This is a genomic window from Mycolicibacterium peregrinum (assembly GCF_001665625.1).
Classification (GTDB): domain Bacteria; phylum Actinomycetota; class Actinomycetes; order Mycobacteriales; family Mycobacteriaceae; genus Mycobacterium; species Mycobacterium peregrinum_B.
The window spans coordinates 25,928-42,944 of the sequence record NZ_LZSY01000156.1 but is presented as its reverse complement, the minus strand read 5'-3'; the positions used below and the strand labels follow the sequence as shown (position 1 = coordinate 42,944).

Below are 17,017 nucleotides of genomic sequence, written 5' to 3'. Positions count from 1 at the left end.
GATCGGTGACTTGGAACATCACGACGGCGTTGACCCGGGCCGGCACATTGTCGCGGGTGATCACTTCCTGCGGCGGGATGGTCAGCGTCACCACCCGCTGATCGACCCGAACCATCCGATCGGCCAGTGGCAGCAGGACCACCAGTCCGGGCCCGTACAGCGGGCGGGCCCGGCCCATCCGGAACACCACGCCCCGCTCGTACTCGCGCAGCACCTTCAGCGAGAAGTACGCGAACGCCACCAATACGATCAGCCCCGCCGCGGCGAGCAAGAACCACAATCCGGTCACTGGGTCTCCTTCCTGTCGGCCCAGCCGCCGCCCCACTTCGTCGTGAACCGGTCGACGCTGACGGCCGTGATGTCCTGTTCACCGGTGCGGTGCGGGAGATGGTCGGGGGCGTTGGCCGGGCTGGCCCAAAGGTGGCGCGCCAGTGGCACACCGGCGGCGACGATGGCCGTCGCCGTCACCACCAGGACGACCACATCACCGGCACCGTGCTGCCCGATCGCCATCGCCGCCACCATGACCAGCGCCAATCCGGCCACCGCGCAGGCGATCCCGCGGTGAAACTGTCCGGCTTCCGAGTACGGCCACGGATCGACCTCCCGACTGATCTCGCGGCCGTGATCGGAGCTGGTGCAAGTGGACTTCACCGGGCAGCTGTTGCACACCGACGGCTTCGCCCGGTACCTCATCACCCGGTTGGCCGGGTCGAAGGACGTGGGCCACAACCACTGGTCCTGCGGGCACATCCAGGCGTCGTGATCGGCGTGATAGGTGAATTGCCCAGTGCGCCAACGCGCCGCGCGCATCGAGGCGCGCCGCGCCATCATGTCGAATCCCCAGGCCACCGCGACCAGTGCCAGGGCGTACCCCGCCATCAGCCACACCGCGGTGCTCGGAGGGCTCATCGCGCCTCCGGCACGGGCGTCGGGCTGACCTCGGTGTACAGCGGATTCTCGGGCATCTCGTCGGTGGTCGGGCCGGACTTGAAGTGCCGCACCGCCTGCAGGGCGATCCAGACGAACGGGACTACTCCGCCGATGATGAAGATCAGATCACCGGGCAACCGGAGCCACTCCAGCACCGCGTTACCGGGCTGGGTGATGTAGCCCAGCGAGCGCGCCTCGAAGTAGCCCTCGTTGACCGAGTGATACAGCTGCAGTACACCCAACGGCAACAGGCTGGCGAACACCATCCAGGCCAGGCCGATGTTGAGGCACCAGAACGATACTCGCGCCCATTTCTCCGGCCACTTGTCGGCCGGAATCACATACCGGAACGCGAACATGGCCAGCCCTACGGCGAGCATTCCGTACACACCCATCATCGCGGCGTGAGCGTGATTGGCGGTCAGCGCGGTGCCGATCTGGTAGTAGGACACGATCGGCAGGTTGATCAGGAAGCCGAAGATGCCGGCGCCCACGAAGTTCCAGAAGCCGACTGCCACGAGGAACATCACTGCCCAGCGGTGCGGGAAAGGTTTGGCATCTCCGGTGGTCTGTCTGGACCCCAATTGGAGGAAGGCCCATGCCTCCACGGTGAGGAACGTCAACGGGATCACCTCGGCTGCGGAGAAGAACGCGCCAAGGGCCATGTGTTCCACCGGAGTTCCGGAGAAATACAGGTGATGCATGGTGCCGATGACGCCGCCTGCCGAATACAGGATCACGTCGAGGAAGATCACCCCGAGCGCGATGCGCTGACTGACCACCCCGAGCATGACGAAGATGTAGGCCACCATCACCGTGGTGAACAGTTCGAGGAAATCCTCGACCCACAGGTGCACCACCCAGAAGCGCCAGAAGTCGGCCACCGTCAGGTGGGTGTCGCTGCCGGCGAGCAGGCCCACCGCGTAGAACATCGGAATCGCCAGGCCCGAGAAGAAGAACACCCATGGCATGTTCAACTTGGACTCGGTTTTGAGCCGGGCCCTCATGCCGCGCCAGATGATCGCAATCCACAAGAACATGCCGACGATCAACAGGATCTGCCACAGCCGCGGGAGATCCAGGTACTCCCATTGCTGCGAGAACAGTGAACCCGACGGGACGATCCCGTAGATCGACAGCGCCTCGGTGATCAGTGAGCCGACGACGACGATCACCACCGCACCGAGCAAGCCGTAGGACAGCCAGTGCTGCCGTCGCGGCTCACGCCGGGAGATGAACGGGGTCAAGAAAATTCCACCCGCCAGGAACGCCGCGGCGGTCCACAGCAGGGCCAGCTGCAGATGCCAGGTGCGGGCCAGGTTGTAGGGCAGGATGGCGGCAAGGTCGAGCCCGAAGAAGTTCGACAGGTCGGCCCGGTAGTGCTGTACGGCGCCGCCGAGCAGGGCCTGGGCCAAGAACAGCAGCGACACGATGGCGAAGAACCAGATGGTCGACCGCTGTGCACGCGTCAGCGGAACTTCGCCAGGCTGGCGGAATGACAGCATCGGGGCTTCGGCACTGTGCCAACCGATCTTCTGACTCCACCGCCCGTAGACGGCAAACATGATGCCGGTCCCGCCGAGCAGCATGATCAACGAGAGCGTCGACCAGACGATGAGCTGTGCGGTGGGGCCGTTGTCGACGCGGGGTTCGCTGGGCCAGTTGTTGGTGTAGCTGTAGTTGTGGCCGGGCCGGTCAGCGGCCGACGCCCATGCGGTCCAGGCGAAGAACGCGGTCAGGTCGTGAATCTCGGCAGGGTCGGTGATGAGCCGGGGGAGCAGCCCGTGTTTGGTGGAGTCCTCCCCGAAGAATTCAGCATAGTGCTGCGTGATCCGGTCGAAGGCCTCGGCCTGTCGGCCGGTGAACACCAGGGTTCGGGTCTCGGGGTTGAAGCGGTTGGTCCGGAATTCGGTGACGACGGCGTCGTGGGTGTCGGCCATACCCCCGTCCCGCAGCTGGGTGGCGACATCTTCGGTTGCCCGGCGCAAGTAATCAGCGGTGTAGTCGGGGCCGAGGTAGGCACCGTGACCGACGATCGACCCGTACTCCTGCAGGCCGCGTGACTGGAAGAGCTCCTGCCCGCGGGTGATCTCGTCGCCGGTGAAGACCACCTGCCCGGATTCGGTGACCACCTTGTCGGGCATCGGCATCGATGCCGTGTAGGTCCGGTAGGCCAGCAGCCCCATGATGAAGAAGCCGAAGATCATCACCAGGGCGACGCCCTGAACCCAGCCCTTGCCGATCAGTGGTTGGCTGGTGGACTCCTCGACGGCCATGCGCTTGCTCCCCCCACCACATGGGTGCGGGCGGCATCTGAACCCGCACGTGCGGAATCTTCGACGGGGTCAAAAATACCGACGGGGCAGCGTCATTGCGGGCTTTTCGGAAAGTTCGCGCAGCGCAGCCTAGAGTGCCGCGGCCAATTCGGTGCCCTGTTTGATTGCTCGTTTCGCATCGAGTTCGGCTGCCACAGCAGCGCCTCCGATGATGTGGGGTTCGATGCCGTTGCGCCGAAGGTCCGCTTCGAGATCACGTACCGATTCCTGTCCAGCGCAGATCACCACGTTGTCGACCGGGAGCACGCGTCGGTCCCGGTGTTCGGAACCGAAGCTGATGTGCAGACCCTCATCGTCGATGAGCTCGTAGTTCACTCCGGAAAGCTGATGCACCCCTTTGGCTTTCAGTGATGCTCGATGAACCCACCCGCTGGTCTTGCCGAGGTTGCGGCCCTGTGGGCCCTTGGTGCGCTGCAGCAGATACACCTCGCGCACGGCGGGGGCGGGCAGGGGAGTGGTGAGCGCGCCACGGGCTTCCTGGGGGTCGGCCACACCCCACTCGGCCTTCCACTCCTTGAGATTCAGGGTGGGAGAAGCATCGGTGGTCAGGAATTCGCTCACGTCAAAGCCGATTCCGCCGGCGCCGATCACCGCTACCGACTTGCCCACGGGCGCACCGGTGATGGCCTGGGCGTAGGTGAGCACCTTCGGATGGTCGATCCCTGGAATGGCGGGAAGGCGCGGTGTGACCCCGCTCGCGAGCACCACATCGTCGAAGCCGGCCAGGTCGTCGGCTCCGGCGCGAACCCCCAATCGCACGTCGACCTCGAGCTTGTCGAGCATCGTCGTGTAGTACCGGATGGTCTCGTTGAACTCTTCCTTGCCGGGAATCCTTCTGGCCAGGTCGAATTGGCCGCCGATGGCCGACCCCGCCTCGAACAGCGTGACCCGGTGACCGCGCTGGGCGGCGTTGACCGCGGTCGACAACCCGGCTGGGCCGGCGCCTACGACGGCCACCGAACGGGCCCGACGCGTCGGGCTGAGCACCAATGTCGTCTCTCGCCCGGCCCTCGGGTTGAGCAGGCACGAAACCTTCTTGTGCACAAAGGCATGGTCGAGGCAGGCCTGATTGCACGCGATGCAGGTGTTGATCTCGTCGGCCCGCTCCTCGGCGGCCTTGAGCACCCAGTCCGGATCGCTGAGCAGGGGACGCGCCATCGAGATCAGCTGGACGTGGGTGTCGGCCAGGATCTGCTCGGCGCTCTGCGGCATGTTGATCCGGTTGGACGCCACCACCGGGATGGAGACGTGCTCGGCCACCGCACTGCTGATGTCGGCGAAGGCGCTGTTGGGCACCGAGGTGACGATCGTGGGTACCCGCGCCTCGTGCCAGCCGAAGCCCGAGTTCAGGATCGTCGCGCCGGCCGCCTCGACTTCGGTTGCCAGCGCGACGATTTCCTCCCAGGTCTGACCGTCCTCGACGTAGTCGGCCATCGAGAGGCGGTAGCAGATGATGAAGTCGGAGCCGACCGCCTCGCGCACCCGTCGCACGATCTCGACCGGGAAGCGACGGCGCTTATCCGGGGTGCCGCCCCACGCGTCGGTGCGCTTGTTGGTGCGCGGTGCCAGGAACTGGTTGAGCAGATAGCCCTCGCTGCCCATGATCTCGACGCCGTCATAACCAGCTTCGCGGGCGAGCAGCGCGCAGCGGACGAAATCGTCGATGGTGCCCTTGACGTCCCGCAAGGCGCGCGGCCGGAACGGGTTGATGGGGGCCTTGATCGACGATGCGCTCACCGAAAGTGGGTGATACGCATAGCGTCCGGCGTGCAGGATCTGCAGCAGGATCTTGCCGTCGGCATCGTGGACGGCACCGGTGATCCGGCGGTGGCGTCGCGCTTCGGCGGAGGACACCAGTTGTGAGGCGAACGGCAGCAGCCAACCGGTCTTGTTGGGGGCGTAGCCACCGGTGATGATCAGCCCGACGCCACCGCGGGCCCGCTCGGCGAAGTATTCGGCGAGCTTCGCGGTGTCACCGGCACGGTCCTCGAGGCCGGTGTGCATCGAGCCCATCACGACCCGGTTGCGCAGCGCGGTGAAGCCGAGGTCCAACGGCGACAAGAGATGCGGATAGGTCAACCCCATGTCCGCAGGGTAGGTGGGACCGACGGTCCTATGCAACTAATTGAGTGATCTGGGTTGGGCAAAAGGAATCGGTCAGGCGGCTAGGCGAGCTGTATCTGCGACGGCTAGTATCAGTTACCACGCGCCACCCATAACTGGGTGACGCGTGAAGTTAGGACACACTGAGACGCGCGTCCAAGTATCGGCAACGCATACTGTGACGTCGAACTCAACAGAGTCCCGACCACCGAGCCCAGCAGCCCACTGGACAGGAGAGACATCAGTGACGTACGTCATTGCCGAACCCTGCGTCGACGTCAAAGACAAGGCATGTATCGAAGAGTGCCCGGTCGATTGCATCTACGAGGGTGCCCGCATGCTGTACATCCACCCCGACGAGTGTGTGGATTGCGGCGCGTGCGAACCGGTCTGCCCGGTCGAGGCCATCTACTACGAAGACGATGTGCCGGACCAGTGGAGCAGCTACGCGCAGGCCAACGCTGACTTCTTCTCCGAGCTGGGTTCGCCCGGCGGCGCGTCCAAGGTCGGCCAGACCGACAACGATCCGCAGGTGATCAAGGACCTGCCGGCCAAGGCCGAGGACTGAGCACGGTCGAATCCGGCTTCGAGACTGACGTGGTGCGACAGCGTCGTTCGGCGGCATTGCCAGAGTTTCCGTGGGACACCCTGGCGGACGTCACTGCTCTGGCCCGCTCGCACCCCGACGGAATCGTCGACCTTTCGGTAGGCACTCCGGTAGATCCGGTGGCACCGGTCATCCGGGAGGCGCTGGCCGCCGCCAGTTCGGCTCCCGGCTATCCGACGACGGCCGGGACACCGGCGCTGCGAGCCTCGGCCGGGGCGGCACTGCGACGCCGGTACGGCATCACCGACCTGGCGCCGGATGCGGTGCTGCCGGTGATCGGCACCAAGGAGCTGATCGCCTGGCTGCCGACGCTGCTGGCGATCGGTCCCAGCGATGCCGTCGTCGTCCCGGAGCTGGCCTACCCGACTTACGAGGTCGGTGCCCTGCTGGCCGGGGCGCAGGTGCTGCGTGCCGATTCGCTCACCCAGCTGGGTCCGCAACGTCCCGCGCTGATCTACCTGAACTCGCCGAGCAACCCCACCGGGAAGGTGCTCCCGGCCGACCACCTCCGCAAGGTGGTGACCTGGGCCCGCGACCGTGGGGTGCTCATCGCTTCCGACGAGTGCTACCTGGGCCTGAGCTGGGAAGCCGAGCCGCTCAGTGTCCTGCATCCATCGGTCTGCGACGGTGACCACACCGGGCTGCTCGCGGTGCACTCGCTGTCCAAGACCTCCTCGCTCGCCGGCTACCGTGCCGGGTTCGTCGCCGGTGACCCGGCTGTCGTCGCCGAACTGCTCGCGGTCCGCAAGCACGCCGGGATGATGGTGCCGACGGCGGTGCAGGCCGCGATGGTCGCCGCCCTCGACGACGACGAGCACGAAGCCGTGCAACGCGAGCGATACGCGCAACGCCGGGCGCTGCTGCTACCCGCACTGCAGGCGGCCGGATTCACCATCGAGCATTCCGAGGCGGGCCTGTACCTGTGGGCCACTCGCGGCGAGCCGTGCCGCGACACCGTCAAGTGGCTGGCCGAGCGCGGCATCCTCGTGGCGCCGGGCGAGTTCTACGGTCCGGCCGGAGCTCAGTACGTGCGGGTCGCACTGACCGCGACCGACGAGCGCATCGCCGCTGCGGTCGCACGCCTCTCCTAACCGCCGAGCAGACGCAAACTCATCAGTTTTCCGCTGAAAATGTGCGAGTTTGCGTCTGCTCGCGGGAGAAAATCAGCCCAGCAGGCCCAGCGACATCGCTTTGGTGACCGCCGCCGTGCGGTCGGACACCCCGAGTTTGTGGAACGCCCGCAGCAGATGGGTCTTCACGGTGGCCTCGCTGATGTGTAGTGCGCGGCCGATATCGGCGTTGGTGGCACCTGTGGCCACCAAGGCCAGCGCCTCGGCCTCCCGCACCGACAGTGTCACCGCCGGCGTCCGGACCGCGTTCACCAATCGGTCGGCGACGCCGGGGGCCAGCACCGTCTTGCCGCGCGCGGCGTCGCGCACCGCACGGGCCAACTCGGCGCGGGACGCATCCTTGAGCAGATAGCCCGTCGCGCCGGCCTCGACAGCGCGAAGGATGTCGGTGTCACTTTCGTAGGTGGTGACCACGACGATGTGGATCGAAGGATCGGCGGCCAGAATCTGGGCAGTGGCGGTGACGCCGTCGATTCCGGGCATCCGCAGATCCATCAAGATGACATCGGGGCGCAGCGCGCCGGCCAACCCGATCGCCTCGGCCCCGGAACCGGCCTCACCGATCACCGTCAGGTCGTCCTCGGCGTCGATCATGCCGCGCAGCCCCTCGCGGACCACCGGGTGATCGTCGACCAGCAGGACTCTTGTCGCAGTGCCGGTCATGCCGGCACCGCCACGATCACCCGCACGCCGCCACCGTCGGGCACCGACAGCGTCAGGGTGCCGCCGACCTGATCCAGCCGGGCCTGCATACCGCGCAGGCCGAAACCGTCGACGTGGTCGGGCTGCAGGCCGATACCGTTGTCGGACAGGCAAAGTCGTACCCCGTGCGGTACGGGCTCAAGGTGGACCCGGAGTTCACTGGCCTGCGAATGCCGGCGCACGTTCGTCATCGCCTCCTGCGCGCTGCGCAACAACACCACATCGGCGGCCATGCCGAGCGAGGGTAGGTCGTCGTCGATGTGTATGTCGACGGCGATGCCGGTCTCGGCGGCCAATCGCTCGCACTGGCGGCGCAGGGCAGCAGGCAGGGAGCCCTCCTCCAACGCGGCCGGGGTCAGCCTGGTGACCATCGTGCGGGCCTCGGCCAGGTTGTCGCGCGCGGTGTTGCGGATCAACTCCACATGCCGGGCGGCGGCGGCCGGATCGGCGTCGCTCTCGGCCTGCACCGCCTGGGCGAGCGCCACGATGCTGGTGAATCCCTGGGCCAGGGTGTCGTGGATCTCCCGGGCCAGCCGCTCCCGTTCGCCGGCCACGCCGGCCTCCCGTGACAGGCGGGCGGCTTCGGCCCGGCTGGCCGCCAACTCGGCGACCGTCTCCGCCAACTTCTGTCGCTGGCGCATGGTGGTCATGATGGTGGTACCGATGATCGGGGCGGCAACCGCACCGACGAGGGTCACCGCGGCCACCAGCGGCAGGCTCGGCCACCCCAGCCCGTGGATGGCCACGGCGAGGCCCAACGGTGCCAGGGTGACCAGGAAGGTCAGCGTCAACGCCGCCGTCAGCGGCAACGTGGCGAAGATCAGCGGGAAGAGCGCCGGAATTGCCGCGACGGCCGGCGCCGCGGCCAGCAGCGCGAGCAGCCAGAGGCCGATCATCACTGCCAGGAACGCCGCCGTCCGTGCGCTCACCGGGCCGGTGATCGGATCCGCATCGTGAATCACGCTGCGTCCGAACACCAGAACGACGACGACCATCGCGGCGAGTGCGCCGCACGCCACTCCTACGTTGCCGCCGAGGGTGTGTCGCAGCAGCACCACCGCGACGACCGCCGCGACGCACAACCCGCAGACGTAGGTCTCCCACATCCAATGCCAGTCCGACGGTTCCCGCAGGACTGCTGTAGTGGACGGACCGGTTTCGGTCATCTGCCGATGTTAACGGCCGCCGCCGCCTTCGGTGGCCACCCAGTTTCCGTGGAATCCGTGTGGGACCCTGACCGGAATGTGCACGGTGGCAACGGGTGCCAGACTCTGCCCGTCGAGCAACACCAGATCGCTACGGTTCTCGGCTCGGTCGTAGACGAATCCCATCACCACGCCGTCGTTCTCGTCGGCATCCGGTCCGGACGGGACGAAGACGAATTCGCCGGGTTCGCGCCCGGGCCCGAAGTCGACCCGGTCGGTGGTTCCCTCACGCAGGTCGTGGCGCAGGATGGCGCCGGCCGGCGCGTCCGGTTCCGGGGGCAGGCTGACGGTGTAGCCGTACCGGTGCTGCCGCCCGACTGTGCGGTCGTCGATGCGGGGGAATTCCTGGGTCTCGTCGTGGAGTCGCTGCTCGCGCACCTTTCCGGTGCGAAGGTCAACGGTCCAGCGGTCCAACGTGATCGAGTCGGTGAACAGCCGGTCACCGGTTGTGAACACCGCAGGATGTCGGACGACGTCGAGCACGATCTGTTCGCCGTCGGGTCCGGTCTGGTCGTACCCGTTGAGGGTGTGGAACACATAGCACGGCGGTATGTCGAACCACCGGATGTCGGCGGCTGATCCCTCGCGGGGCATCACCCCGATACGAGCACCGTGCTCCGGTGACCACCGGTACGGCATCGCCGTCGTCGGCAGCGCGGCGCGTTCGGATCCGCGCATGGCGGCGCGCAGGACGAAGTCCGGTGCCGCGTGCCGGGCAGCGAATCCGGTCAGCAACCGTGCGGCGGCACGCGCCGGGGCACTCTTGACCATCGTCGTCAGATCGAGCAGCACCGGCAGGTCGTAGAGCACCACATACTTCTCGGTCAGGGTGAAGTCGTGCATCATCGTCTGGGCGCGTAAGGCGATGTCGACGGTGCGCCGGACCCTTCCGTCCACCCCGGTGACGGTGTAGCTCACCAAGTTGCCGCGCAACGGGTTGTACGAGACGGCATGCAGTTCACCGGTTTTCGGATCATGCTTCGGGTGTGCGGTGAATCCGCCGAACAGTGTGCCGCAGAAGTCGGACGGACCTACCGTTTCGAGCTCGTCGGTGAGTTCGTAGGGTCGCACGCCGGCCTCGGTGACCACCAACGTCCGGCCGGCATGGCCGATGATGTTGGTGTTCGAGGGGAAGTCGAACCCACCGGCGTGCGCGCCGCCGGCCCATTTTTCGCCGAGCTGGCGCGCGACCGAACTCGACCTGATCCAGCGATTCCGGTACCAGGTCGCGCTGCCGTCGCGCAGCCGGATCCCGTGCGCCATGCCGTCGCCCAGAAACCAGTGGTGGCGTTCCGGATCGGGAGCGCGCAGCGGGTTGGGCCCGGTGCGCAGGTAGCGCCCGTCGAGGTAGTCCGGAATGTTCCCCGTGACCGTCAGGTCGGTGACCGTGACCTCGTCATGTACCGGGGCGTAGTTCCCGCTCAGATACGGATGTTCGTATGTGTGCTGAACCGTTTCGGTCGTCATACCCCTACGGTGCCGCTTCGCCCGCGTCCGCGCGACGCCTTCGCGGCTGATTCGTATGTCAACCGAACGATGGACAGGGGCCCACATTTCTGGCGAGCAGACGCGGCGGTACCCGACACGCCGAGCATCTGGGTACCTGAGCGTCTGCTCGGCAGGGGAGGCGACTCACGCTGTGGCACGCAGACTCAACGCGAGCAGCAGCCGGACATCGGCATCGTTGAGGGAGGTCGCCAGCAGCTCTTCCACGCGGCGGATCCGGTAACGGACAGTGTTGGGGTGTACGTGCAGATGCTGCGCGGCCGCGGCCACGTCGCCGAAGCAGTCCAGGTACACACCGAGGGTTTCCGCGAGCACCGGTTCGTCGGCCCGCAACATCCGCACCCGCGGATCGATCAGCCGCTCGTCGGCGGCGATGGCGGTGACGATCTCGTCGAGCAACACCGTCGTGCGCGCCTCGGCCAGCGAGGTGACGGCGGCCAGCGTTCCGGGATGGCGTCCGGCCGTGTCGAGCACCCGGTCGACATCGGTGCGGGCCGCCGCCGCGCCGGCCAACCCGGCCACCGGGCTGGCGATCACCGCGTGCAGCTCCAGTCCCAACTCGGTGCGCAGCGACGCCACGGTGCCCCGCACCCACGACGTCACCGCCTTACCAGTGGTGGGGAACAGCACATAGACCCGCGATCCCACCGAGGCCATCTGTGCGTCATGGCGAAAGGCGCTGGCGCTCAAAGCCAGAACATCAGCCAGTCGGCTCGCCTGATTGGCTCCGGCGCGGCTGTCGAAGCCGATCACCGCGGCCCGGCCGTCAACGGCCACACCTAGTTCCCGGGCGATCAACTCCACTTCGACGGGGGCCTCCGCCTCACCCAACCCCAGCAGTTCCTGTACCCGCACGGCATGGGTGGACGGCGCGGCGGCCAGGCGCGCCATGATCCGCGCGGCCAGAACAGCGGCGCCGCGCATCACCTCCTCGGCGTCCTCGGCCAGCGGGCGACTGCCCTGCTGCACCCAGATGGTGCCGACGAACGCGGCGGCCCGGCGCTCGTCGACGGCGGGCGCGAAGATGCCGATCGCCAGCCTGGGCCGCAGCCCGAGTTCGGGGCGCTCGGCCACCCGCACCGCCTCCGGTCGGGAACGCAACGCATCGAAGATGCCCCACTGGGCGATCCACGCCAGATGCTCCGGTGGACCCGCTCGGCCGAGAATCGACAGGCGACGCAACTCATCGGCTTCGTCGCTGGACGCTGAATAGGCCAACACGTGTGACTGGGCGTCCTCGATGCTGACCATGCCGTGCGTGCGTTCGGCCACCGACTGGGCCAGGCCGAACAGGTCGGTACCCGAATCGTGCAACGCACCGTCACCATGGTGTTCGAAGACATGGTTGACCAATCGGTACAGCCGCTCCCAGCGGGCCCGCGGATCGACGGCAACCACCGCGGTGCCCGCCGCCACTGCTCGTTCAATGACCGCATCGGATGGCTTCTTGATGAAGATCGCCGCAGGCGCCCGGCGTGCGGTCTGCTGCTCGACCCAACTCAGCGCGTCTTCTTCGGACAATCCGAGCAGGAAGAACACGTCCGCGGCGCCTGCGGACGGGGCCAGGCCCAGGCGCACGTCGTCGGAATCGATGAGTGCGGCCGAGGCCACCACCAGATCTAGGCCGCGAGGTGCCTCAACCAGTCTGACCAGGGTGGCATCCAGCGCTAACAACAGTTGGCCCAGGCTGACACCAGTGGTCCGCATGTTGTCCGATTCTACTGATCAGACGAGCAAGGCTTGGCGGAACAGACAAGTGTTGCGTGGGTCACGTCGGGGATTCTTGACTCATGGATGCCATCACCGCCGTGCCCGCGCCGGCCAACGAGCCGGTTCACGACTACGCACCGGGCTCGGGCGAACGCGCCCGGCTCGCCACTGTGCTCGGCGAACTCACCGGCGCCCCGATCGACCTGCCGCACGTCATCGGCGGCAAACACACCATGGGCGGCGGTGCACGCATCGATGTCGTGCAACCGCATCGCCACAGTGCGACGCTCGGCACCCTGACCAACGCCGAACACGCCGACGCCAGTGCCGCCATCGAGGCCGCGCTGGCCGCCAAGGCCGAGTGGGCCCGGATGCCGTTCGACGAGCGCGCCGCGGTGTTCTTGCGCGCGGCCGATCTGCTGTCCGGACCCTGGCGCGAGAAGATCGCCGCCGCCACCATGCTCGGCCAGTCCAAGACCGCCTACCAGGCCGAGATCGACGCCCCCTGCGAGCTGATCGACTTCTGGCGGTTCAACGTCGAGTTCGCCCGTGAGATCCTGGCGCAACAGCCCGTCAGCAGCCCCGGCGTCTGGAACCGCACCGATCACCGGCCACTCGAGGGCTTCGTCTACGCCATCACCCCCTTCAACTTCACCGCGATCGCCGGCAACCTGCCCACCGCACCCGCCCTGATGGGCAACACCGTGGTGTGGAAACCCTCGCCCACCCAGACCTTCGCGGCCTACCTGACGATGCAACTACTCGAGGCCGCCGGACTGCCGCCCGGGGTGATCAATCTGGTGACCGGCGACGGGATCGCGGTTTCCGATGTGGCCCTGGCGGATCCGCGACTGGCCGGCATCCACTTCACCGGATCGACCGCCACGTTCCAGCACCTGTGGCGCGAGGTCGGCGCGAACATCGGCAGCTACCACACCTATCCACGACTGGTCGGCGAGACCGGCGGCAAGGACTTCGTCGTCGCGCATTCCTCGGCCCGCCCTGATGTCCTGCGCACTGCCCTGATCCGCGGTGCTTTCGACTACCAGGGACAGAAGTGCTCGGCAGCCTCCCGGGCCTTCGTCCCGCGCTCGGTGTGGCACCGGATGGGCGACGACTTCCTCTCGGCCACATCGGACCTCAAGTACGGCGACGTCACCGACCTGACCAACTACGGCGGTGCCGTGATCGACGAACGCGCCTACGCCAAGAACGTCGCGGCGATCGAGCGGGCCAAGGGCGCGGCGGGCGTCACCATCGCCGCCGGCGGTGAATACGACGACAGTGAAGGCTATTTCGTCAGGCCCACCGTTCTGCTGTCCGACGATCCGACCGACGAGGCCTTCTCCACCGAGTACTTCGGCCCCATCCTCGCGGTCCACGTCTATCCCGACGCGGACTACGAGCGCATCCTCGACGTCGTCGACACCGGTGCCCGCTACGCGCTGACCGGTGCGGTGATCGCCGACGACCGCGCCGCGGTGTTGACCGCCGCCGACCGGCTGCGGAACGCGGCAGGCAACTTCTATGTCAACGACAAGCCGACCGGCGCGGTCGTCGGCCAGCAGCCCTTCGGCGGATCGCGCGCCTCGGGCACCAACGACAAGGCCGGTTCCGCGCTGAACCTGTTGCGCTGGACCTCGGCCCGCTCCATCAAAGAGACCTTCGTGCCGCCCACCCACCACACCTACCCCCACATGGAGGTCTGACATGGGCGTCTTCCAGCGCGTCGCCCGCCCGGCGATCCTGGCCGCGTCGCACTCGGCGCGGCTGCGCCACACGGCCGAACGCCTCCCGATCACCCGCAAGGTGGTGGACCGCTTTGTGGCAGGGGAGACGGTACCCGAGGCGCTCGACACCGTTGGTGCACTGCGAGATTCGGGCCGATTCGTCACCGTCGACTACCTCGGCGAGGACACGACGAGCAACGACGACGCCGAACGTACTGTGCAGGCCTACCTGACCCTGCTCGACGGGCTGGCACGACGCGGCGACATCGACGCCTCCGTGCGACCGCTCGAGGTGTCACTCAAACTCTCGGCGCTCGGTCAGGCACTGCCGCGCGACGGTGAGAAGATCGCCTACGAGAACGCGCACACCGTCTGTACCAAGGCCCGCGAGGTGGGAGCCTGGGTCACCGTGGACGCCGAGGACCACACCACGACCGACTCCACCCTGTCCATCGTGCGTGATCTGCGCACCGAATTCGACTGGCTGGGAACCGTTCTGCAGGCCTATCTGCACCGGACCGAGGCGGACTGCCGTGAGTTCGCCGCATCCGGAGCCCGGATCAGGCTGTGCAAGGGCGCCTACGACGAGCCCGCCACGGTTGCCTACCGCGATGCAGACGAGGTCACCGACTCCTACCTGCGCTGCCTGCGGGTGCTGATGGCCGGATCGGGCTACCCGATGGTGGCCTCACACGACCCGCAGATCATCGACGCGGTACCCGGCCTTGTCGATGAATTCAGCCGGGGCGTGGACGGTTTCGAGTACCAGATGCTCTACAACATCCGTGACGCCGAACAACGCCGGCTTGCCGACGCGGGCAACCACGTCCGGGTGTACGTGCCGTTCGGCAACGAGTGGTACGGCTACTTCGTACGGCGACTGGCGGAGCGCCCGGCCAACCTGACGTTCTTCCTGCGGGCCCTGGCCGAGCGCCACTGACCCAGGGCCTCAGCTGGGACTCAGGTCGTAGGCGACCTTGAACTTGTCGAGCAGATACGGTCCCGACACCACCGGTTCATACCGCGCCGGGTTGTCCACGGTCGCACACGTGGGGATGCACTCGATCACGGCGTCGAAGTTGGGCTGGTGGAAGAACGGAAGGCTGAACCGCTCTGCGGTGGGTGCTCCGGTGCCCACTACCCGGTGCACCGTGCTGACCCACCGGTCGTTGGTCCACCGGGCCAACAGGTCGCCGATGTTGATGACGAACGAGCCGGGTACCACCGGCACGTCGAGCCACTCACCGCGATCGTCCCGAACCTGTAGCCCGTTCTGGGTTTCGTCCTGCAGCAGGATCGTGAGGTTGCCCCAGTCGCTGTGCTGACTGAGCCGGATGTGGCCGGCCGGCTGATCATCGGCCGGGTAGTGGTTGGCCATCAGGTTGGAGTTGTGCCGGTCGATCAGCGTGTCGAACCAGTCTTCGCGCAGGCCCAGCGCCAAGGCGAACAGCCGGGACAACTCGGTCGCAAGCGAAGCCATCTCGTCGTAATAGCGTTCGTAGGCCGCGCGGAATCCCGGTACCTCTGGCCATCGTTCGGCGACCGAGACCCGTCCATCGGCCCATCCGGGCCCGTCGAATCCCTCCGGATTTCCCTGCGGGAAGTACACGAATTTCTCGACCTGGTCCGGTGATTCGTGTTCGGCCACCGGGTCGGCCCCGTCGTTGGTGGCCGCGAGGTTGCCCGCACTGCTGAAACCACGGGCCAGCGGATCGGCAGGATCGGCCCTGACCTGTTCCTTGAGGGCCCGTGGCAGCGAGAAGAATTCGCGCAGCGCGCGGTTGACATCCTCGATCACGCCATCGGGCACTCCGTGGCCGACGAGCAGCAGAAAACCGCTGCTTTCACAGCATCGCCCGATAGCGTCGGCGACTGCTTGGCGTTGACGTGGGTCGCCGTTTCGGGCGCTGCTGATGTCGATCAACGGGACGAAGCCGTCGCGCAGGACAACTTGGTCGACTATCACCTCTGGTTGGCTCACGCGCTCGACGGTAGAACCTCAACCTAAGTTGATGTCAACGCTGAATTTCCCTCTCGCGCAACAGCAGAAAAGTCAAGGCCGCCAAGCTCTGGGCATCGGTGATCGCGCCGTCCCGGATCATGTCGTTCAGCTCTGCTCGGGAGAACCACGCGCTGTGCATGTCCTGCTCCTCATGCTCGCGTTCGTGTTCGCCCTCGGTCAGGCCGGTCGCCAGAAACACCCAGCCGCGCTGACTGCTCATCCCCGCCGCCACATCGAGTAGGCCGAGTCTTTCCATGGTCTCGGCGCGCAGACCGGTCTCTTCACGAAGCTCGCGGTGGGCGAGGGCGGTGGCCTCCAGATGTTGATTCTCTGGCGCTGTGCCCTGAGGGAACTCCCAGCGCCGCAACCCCAACGGATAGCGGAACTGCTCGACGAGGTGAAACCGATCGCCATCGGGGTCGTACGGAATCACCAGGGCGTAGGTCTGCTTGTCCACGACGGCGTAGACGCCGGTGCTGCCGTCAGACCGGACGATGTGGTCTTCGCGCAGCGTCAGCCAGTTGTTCCGATACACCTCGCGCGTCGCAGTCCGGCGGATGGCAGCCGTCAGGGCGGTGCGCAGCCGCTCCGGCGCGATGTCGTCGGTGCTCTCGACGTCGTCGGCGAGAGTGGCGGCGAAATCGACGAGGTGGGCCACATCGATGTCGTAGGGCGCCGGTGTTTCGACGAGCGCCAACCGCGCTGCGGCGCGTCGCAACAGGGCGGCAGCGCCGGTCCGGTTGCCGCGCTGCACATGCGTGATGCCCACAGCCAGCTGCGCCAGACCCTGCCAGAGCGCACGTTCGTGGCCTGGCCCGTTCTTCCACGCCGCTTCGAGTACTTCGTGAGCGCTGAACGCCTGACCACGGTCGAGCAGATCCTGGGCGTAGGCGAGAGTTTCGGCCGGCGTGAGCTCCAGCTCATCGGGAATGCGTGCGACGCCTTCACTGCCGTACGGCAACGGCCGGCCGAGTGCGTCACGCGGGCGGGTGTTGCGTGGCCGGCCGGAGTCGTCGCGGTCGCGTCCAGCTGCTGTGCCCATACCACCCGACG

14 protein-coding genes and 1 pseudogene are annotated in these 17,017 nt (G+C 66.9%); 4 read left to right on the top strand and 11 right to left on the bottom strand.

Annotated features, from left to right (window positions below; all coding sequences use genetic code 11):
• The 4 genes from A5779_RS24285 to A5779_RS24270 all read right to left on the bottom strand — a co-directional run.
• A partial coding sequence (locus tag A5779_RS24285) for an SPFH domain-containing protein (RefSeq protein WP_268875826.1) occupies positions 1-289 on the bottom strand: 289 nt, incomplete at its 3' end.
• Entirely contained in the window at positions 286-912 is a 627-nt protein-coding gene (locus A5779_RS24280; protein ID WP_003882177.1) for a hypothetical protein, read from the bottom strand. The genes A5779_RS24280 and A5779_RS24285, both read right to left, overlap by 4 nt.
• Entirely contained in the window at positions 909-3,209 is a 2,301-nt protein-coding gene (locus A5779_RS24275) for a nitric-oxide reductase large subunit (protein WP_064886291.1), read from the bottom strand. Before A5779_RS24275 ends, A5779_RS24280 begins: the two co-directional genes overlap by 4 nt.
• 129 nt (positions 3,210-3,338) lie before the next feature.
• Entirely contained in the window at positions 3,339-5,354 is a 2,016-nt protein-coding gene (locus tag A5779_RS24270) for an NADPH-dependent 2,4-dienoyl-CoA reductase (RefSeq protein ID WP_110777682.1), read from the bottom strand.
• A gap of 262 nt (positions 5,355-5,616) precedes the next feature.
• On the opposite strand from A5779_RS24270, the gene fdxA reads away from it, so the two are divergent.
• Both fdxA and dapC read left to right on the top strand, forming a co-directional pair.
• On the top strand, positions 5,617-5,940 hold the full coding sequence (fdxA, locus tag A5779_RS24265; protein ID WP_003882174.1) for a ferredoxin: 324 nt from the start codon (positions 5,617-5,619) through the stop codon (positions 5,938-5,940).
• 29 nt (positions 5,941-5,969) lie between these two features.
• Entirely contained in the window at positions 5,970-7,070 is a 1,101-nt protein-coding gene (dapC, locus tag A5779_RS24260) for a succinyldiaminopimelate transaminase (RefSeq protein WP_064886290.1), read from the top strand.
• Between the two features lie 72 nt (positions 7,071-7,142).
• Here the strand turns inward: dapC and A5779_RS24255 are convergent, their stop codons facing one another.
• From A5779_RS24255 to A5779_RS24240, 4 genes are all read right to left on the bottom strand, one after another.
• Positions 7,143-7,772: a response regulator gene (locus A5779_RS24255; protein ID WP_064886289.1), complete on the bottom strand. Its 630-nt coding sequence runs from the start codon at positions 7,770-7,772 to the stop codon at positions 7,143-7,145.
• Positions 7,769-8,977: a sensor histidine kinase gene (locus A5779_RS24250; RefSeq protein ID WP_236734866.1), complete on the bottom strand. Its 1,209-nt coding sequence runs from the start codon at positions 8,975-8,977 to the stop codon at positions 7,769-7,771. The genes A5779_RS24255 and A5779_RS24250 overlap by 4 nt, the downstream gene beginning before the upstream one ends.
• A gap of 9 nt (positions 8,978-8,986) precedes the next feature.
• A complete protein-coding gene (locus A5779_RS24245; protein ID WP_064886288.1) occupies positions 8,987-10,483 on the bottom strand; it encodes a carotenoid oxygenase family protein in 1,497 nt (498 codons plus the stop codon).
• 165 nt (positions 10,484-10,648) lie between these two features.
• Positions 10,649-12,229 carry a PucR family transcriptional regulator gene (locus tag A5779_RS24240; protein WP_064886287.1) on the bottom strand — a complete coding sequence of 527 codons (1,581 nt, stop codon included), beginning with the start codon at positions 12,227-12,229 and terminating at the stop codon, positions 10,649-10,651.
• A gap of 83 nt (positions 12,230-12,312) precedes the next feature.
• On the opposite strand from A5779_RS24240, the gene pruA reads away from it, so the two are divergent.
• Positions 12,313-13,941: an L-glutamate gamma-semialdehyde dehydrogenase gene (gene pruA, locus A5779_RS24235; protein ID WP_064886286.1), complete on the top strand. Its 1,629-nt coding sequence runs from the start codon at positions 12,313-12,315 to the stop codon at positions 13,939-13,941.
• A 1-nt stretch (position 13,942) separates the two neighbouring features.
• On the top strand, positions 13,943-14,902 hold the full coding sequence (locus A5779_RS24230) for a proline dehydrogenase family protein (protein WP_064886285.1): 960 nt from the start codon (positions 13,943-13,945) through the stop codon (positions 14,900-14,902).
• Positions 14,903-14,911: 9 nt separating this feature from the next.
• On the opposite strand, the gene A5779_RS24225 is transcribed toward A5779_RS24230, so the two are convergent.
• The 3 genes and pseudogenes from A5779_RS24225 to A5779_RS34640 all read right to left on the bottom strand — a co-directional run.
• Complete coding sequence (locus A5779_RS24225) at positions 14,912-15,943, bottom strand: isopenicillin N synthase family dioxygenase (RefSeq protein WP_082941827.1); 1,032 nt, start codon at positions 15,941-15,943, stop codon at positions 14,912-14,914.
• A 34-nt stretch (positions 15,944-15,977) separates the two neighbouring features.
• Positions 15,978-16,535, bottom strand: a complete 558-nt coding sequence (locus A5779_RS34645; RefSeq protein ID WP_064886296.1) for an NUDIX domain-containing protein — start codon at positions 16,533-16,535, stop codon at positions 15,978-15,980.
• Positions 16,527-17,006 (bottom strand): annotated as a pseudogene (locus A5779_RS34640) (DUF309 domain-containing protein); the annotation flags it as partial. The pseudogene A5779_RS34640 and the gene A5779_RS34645, both read right to left, overlap by 9 nt.
• Between the last annotated feature and the right edge of the window lie 11 nt (positions 17,007-17,017).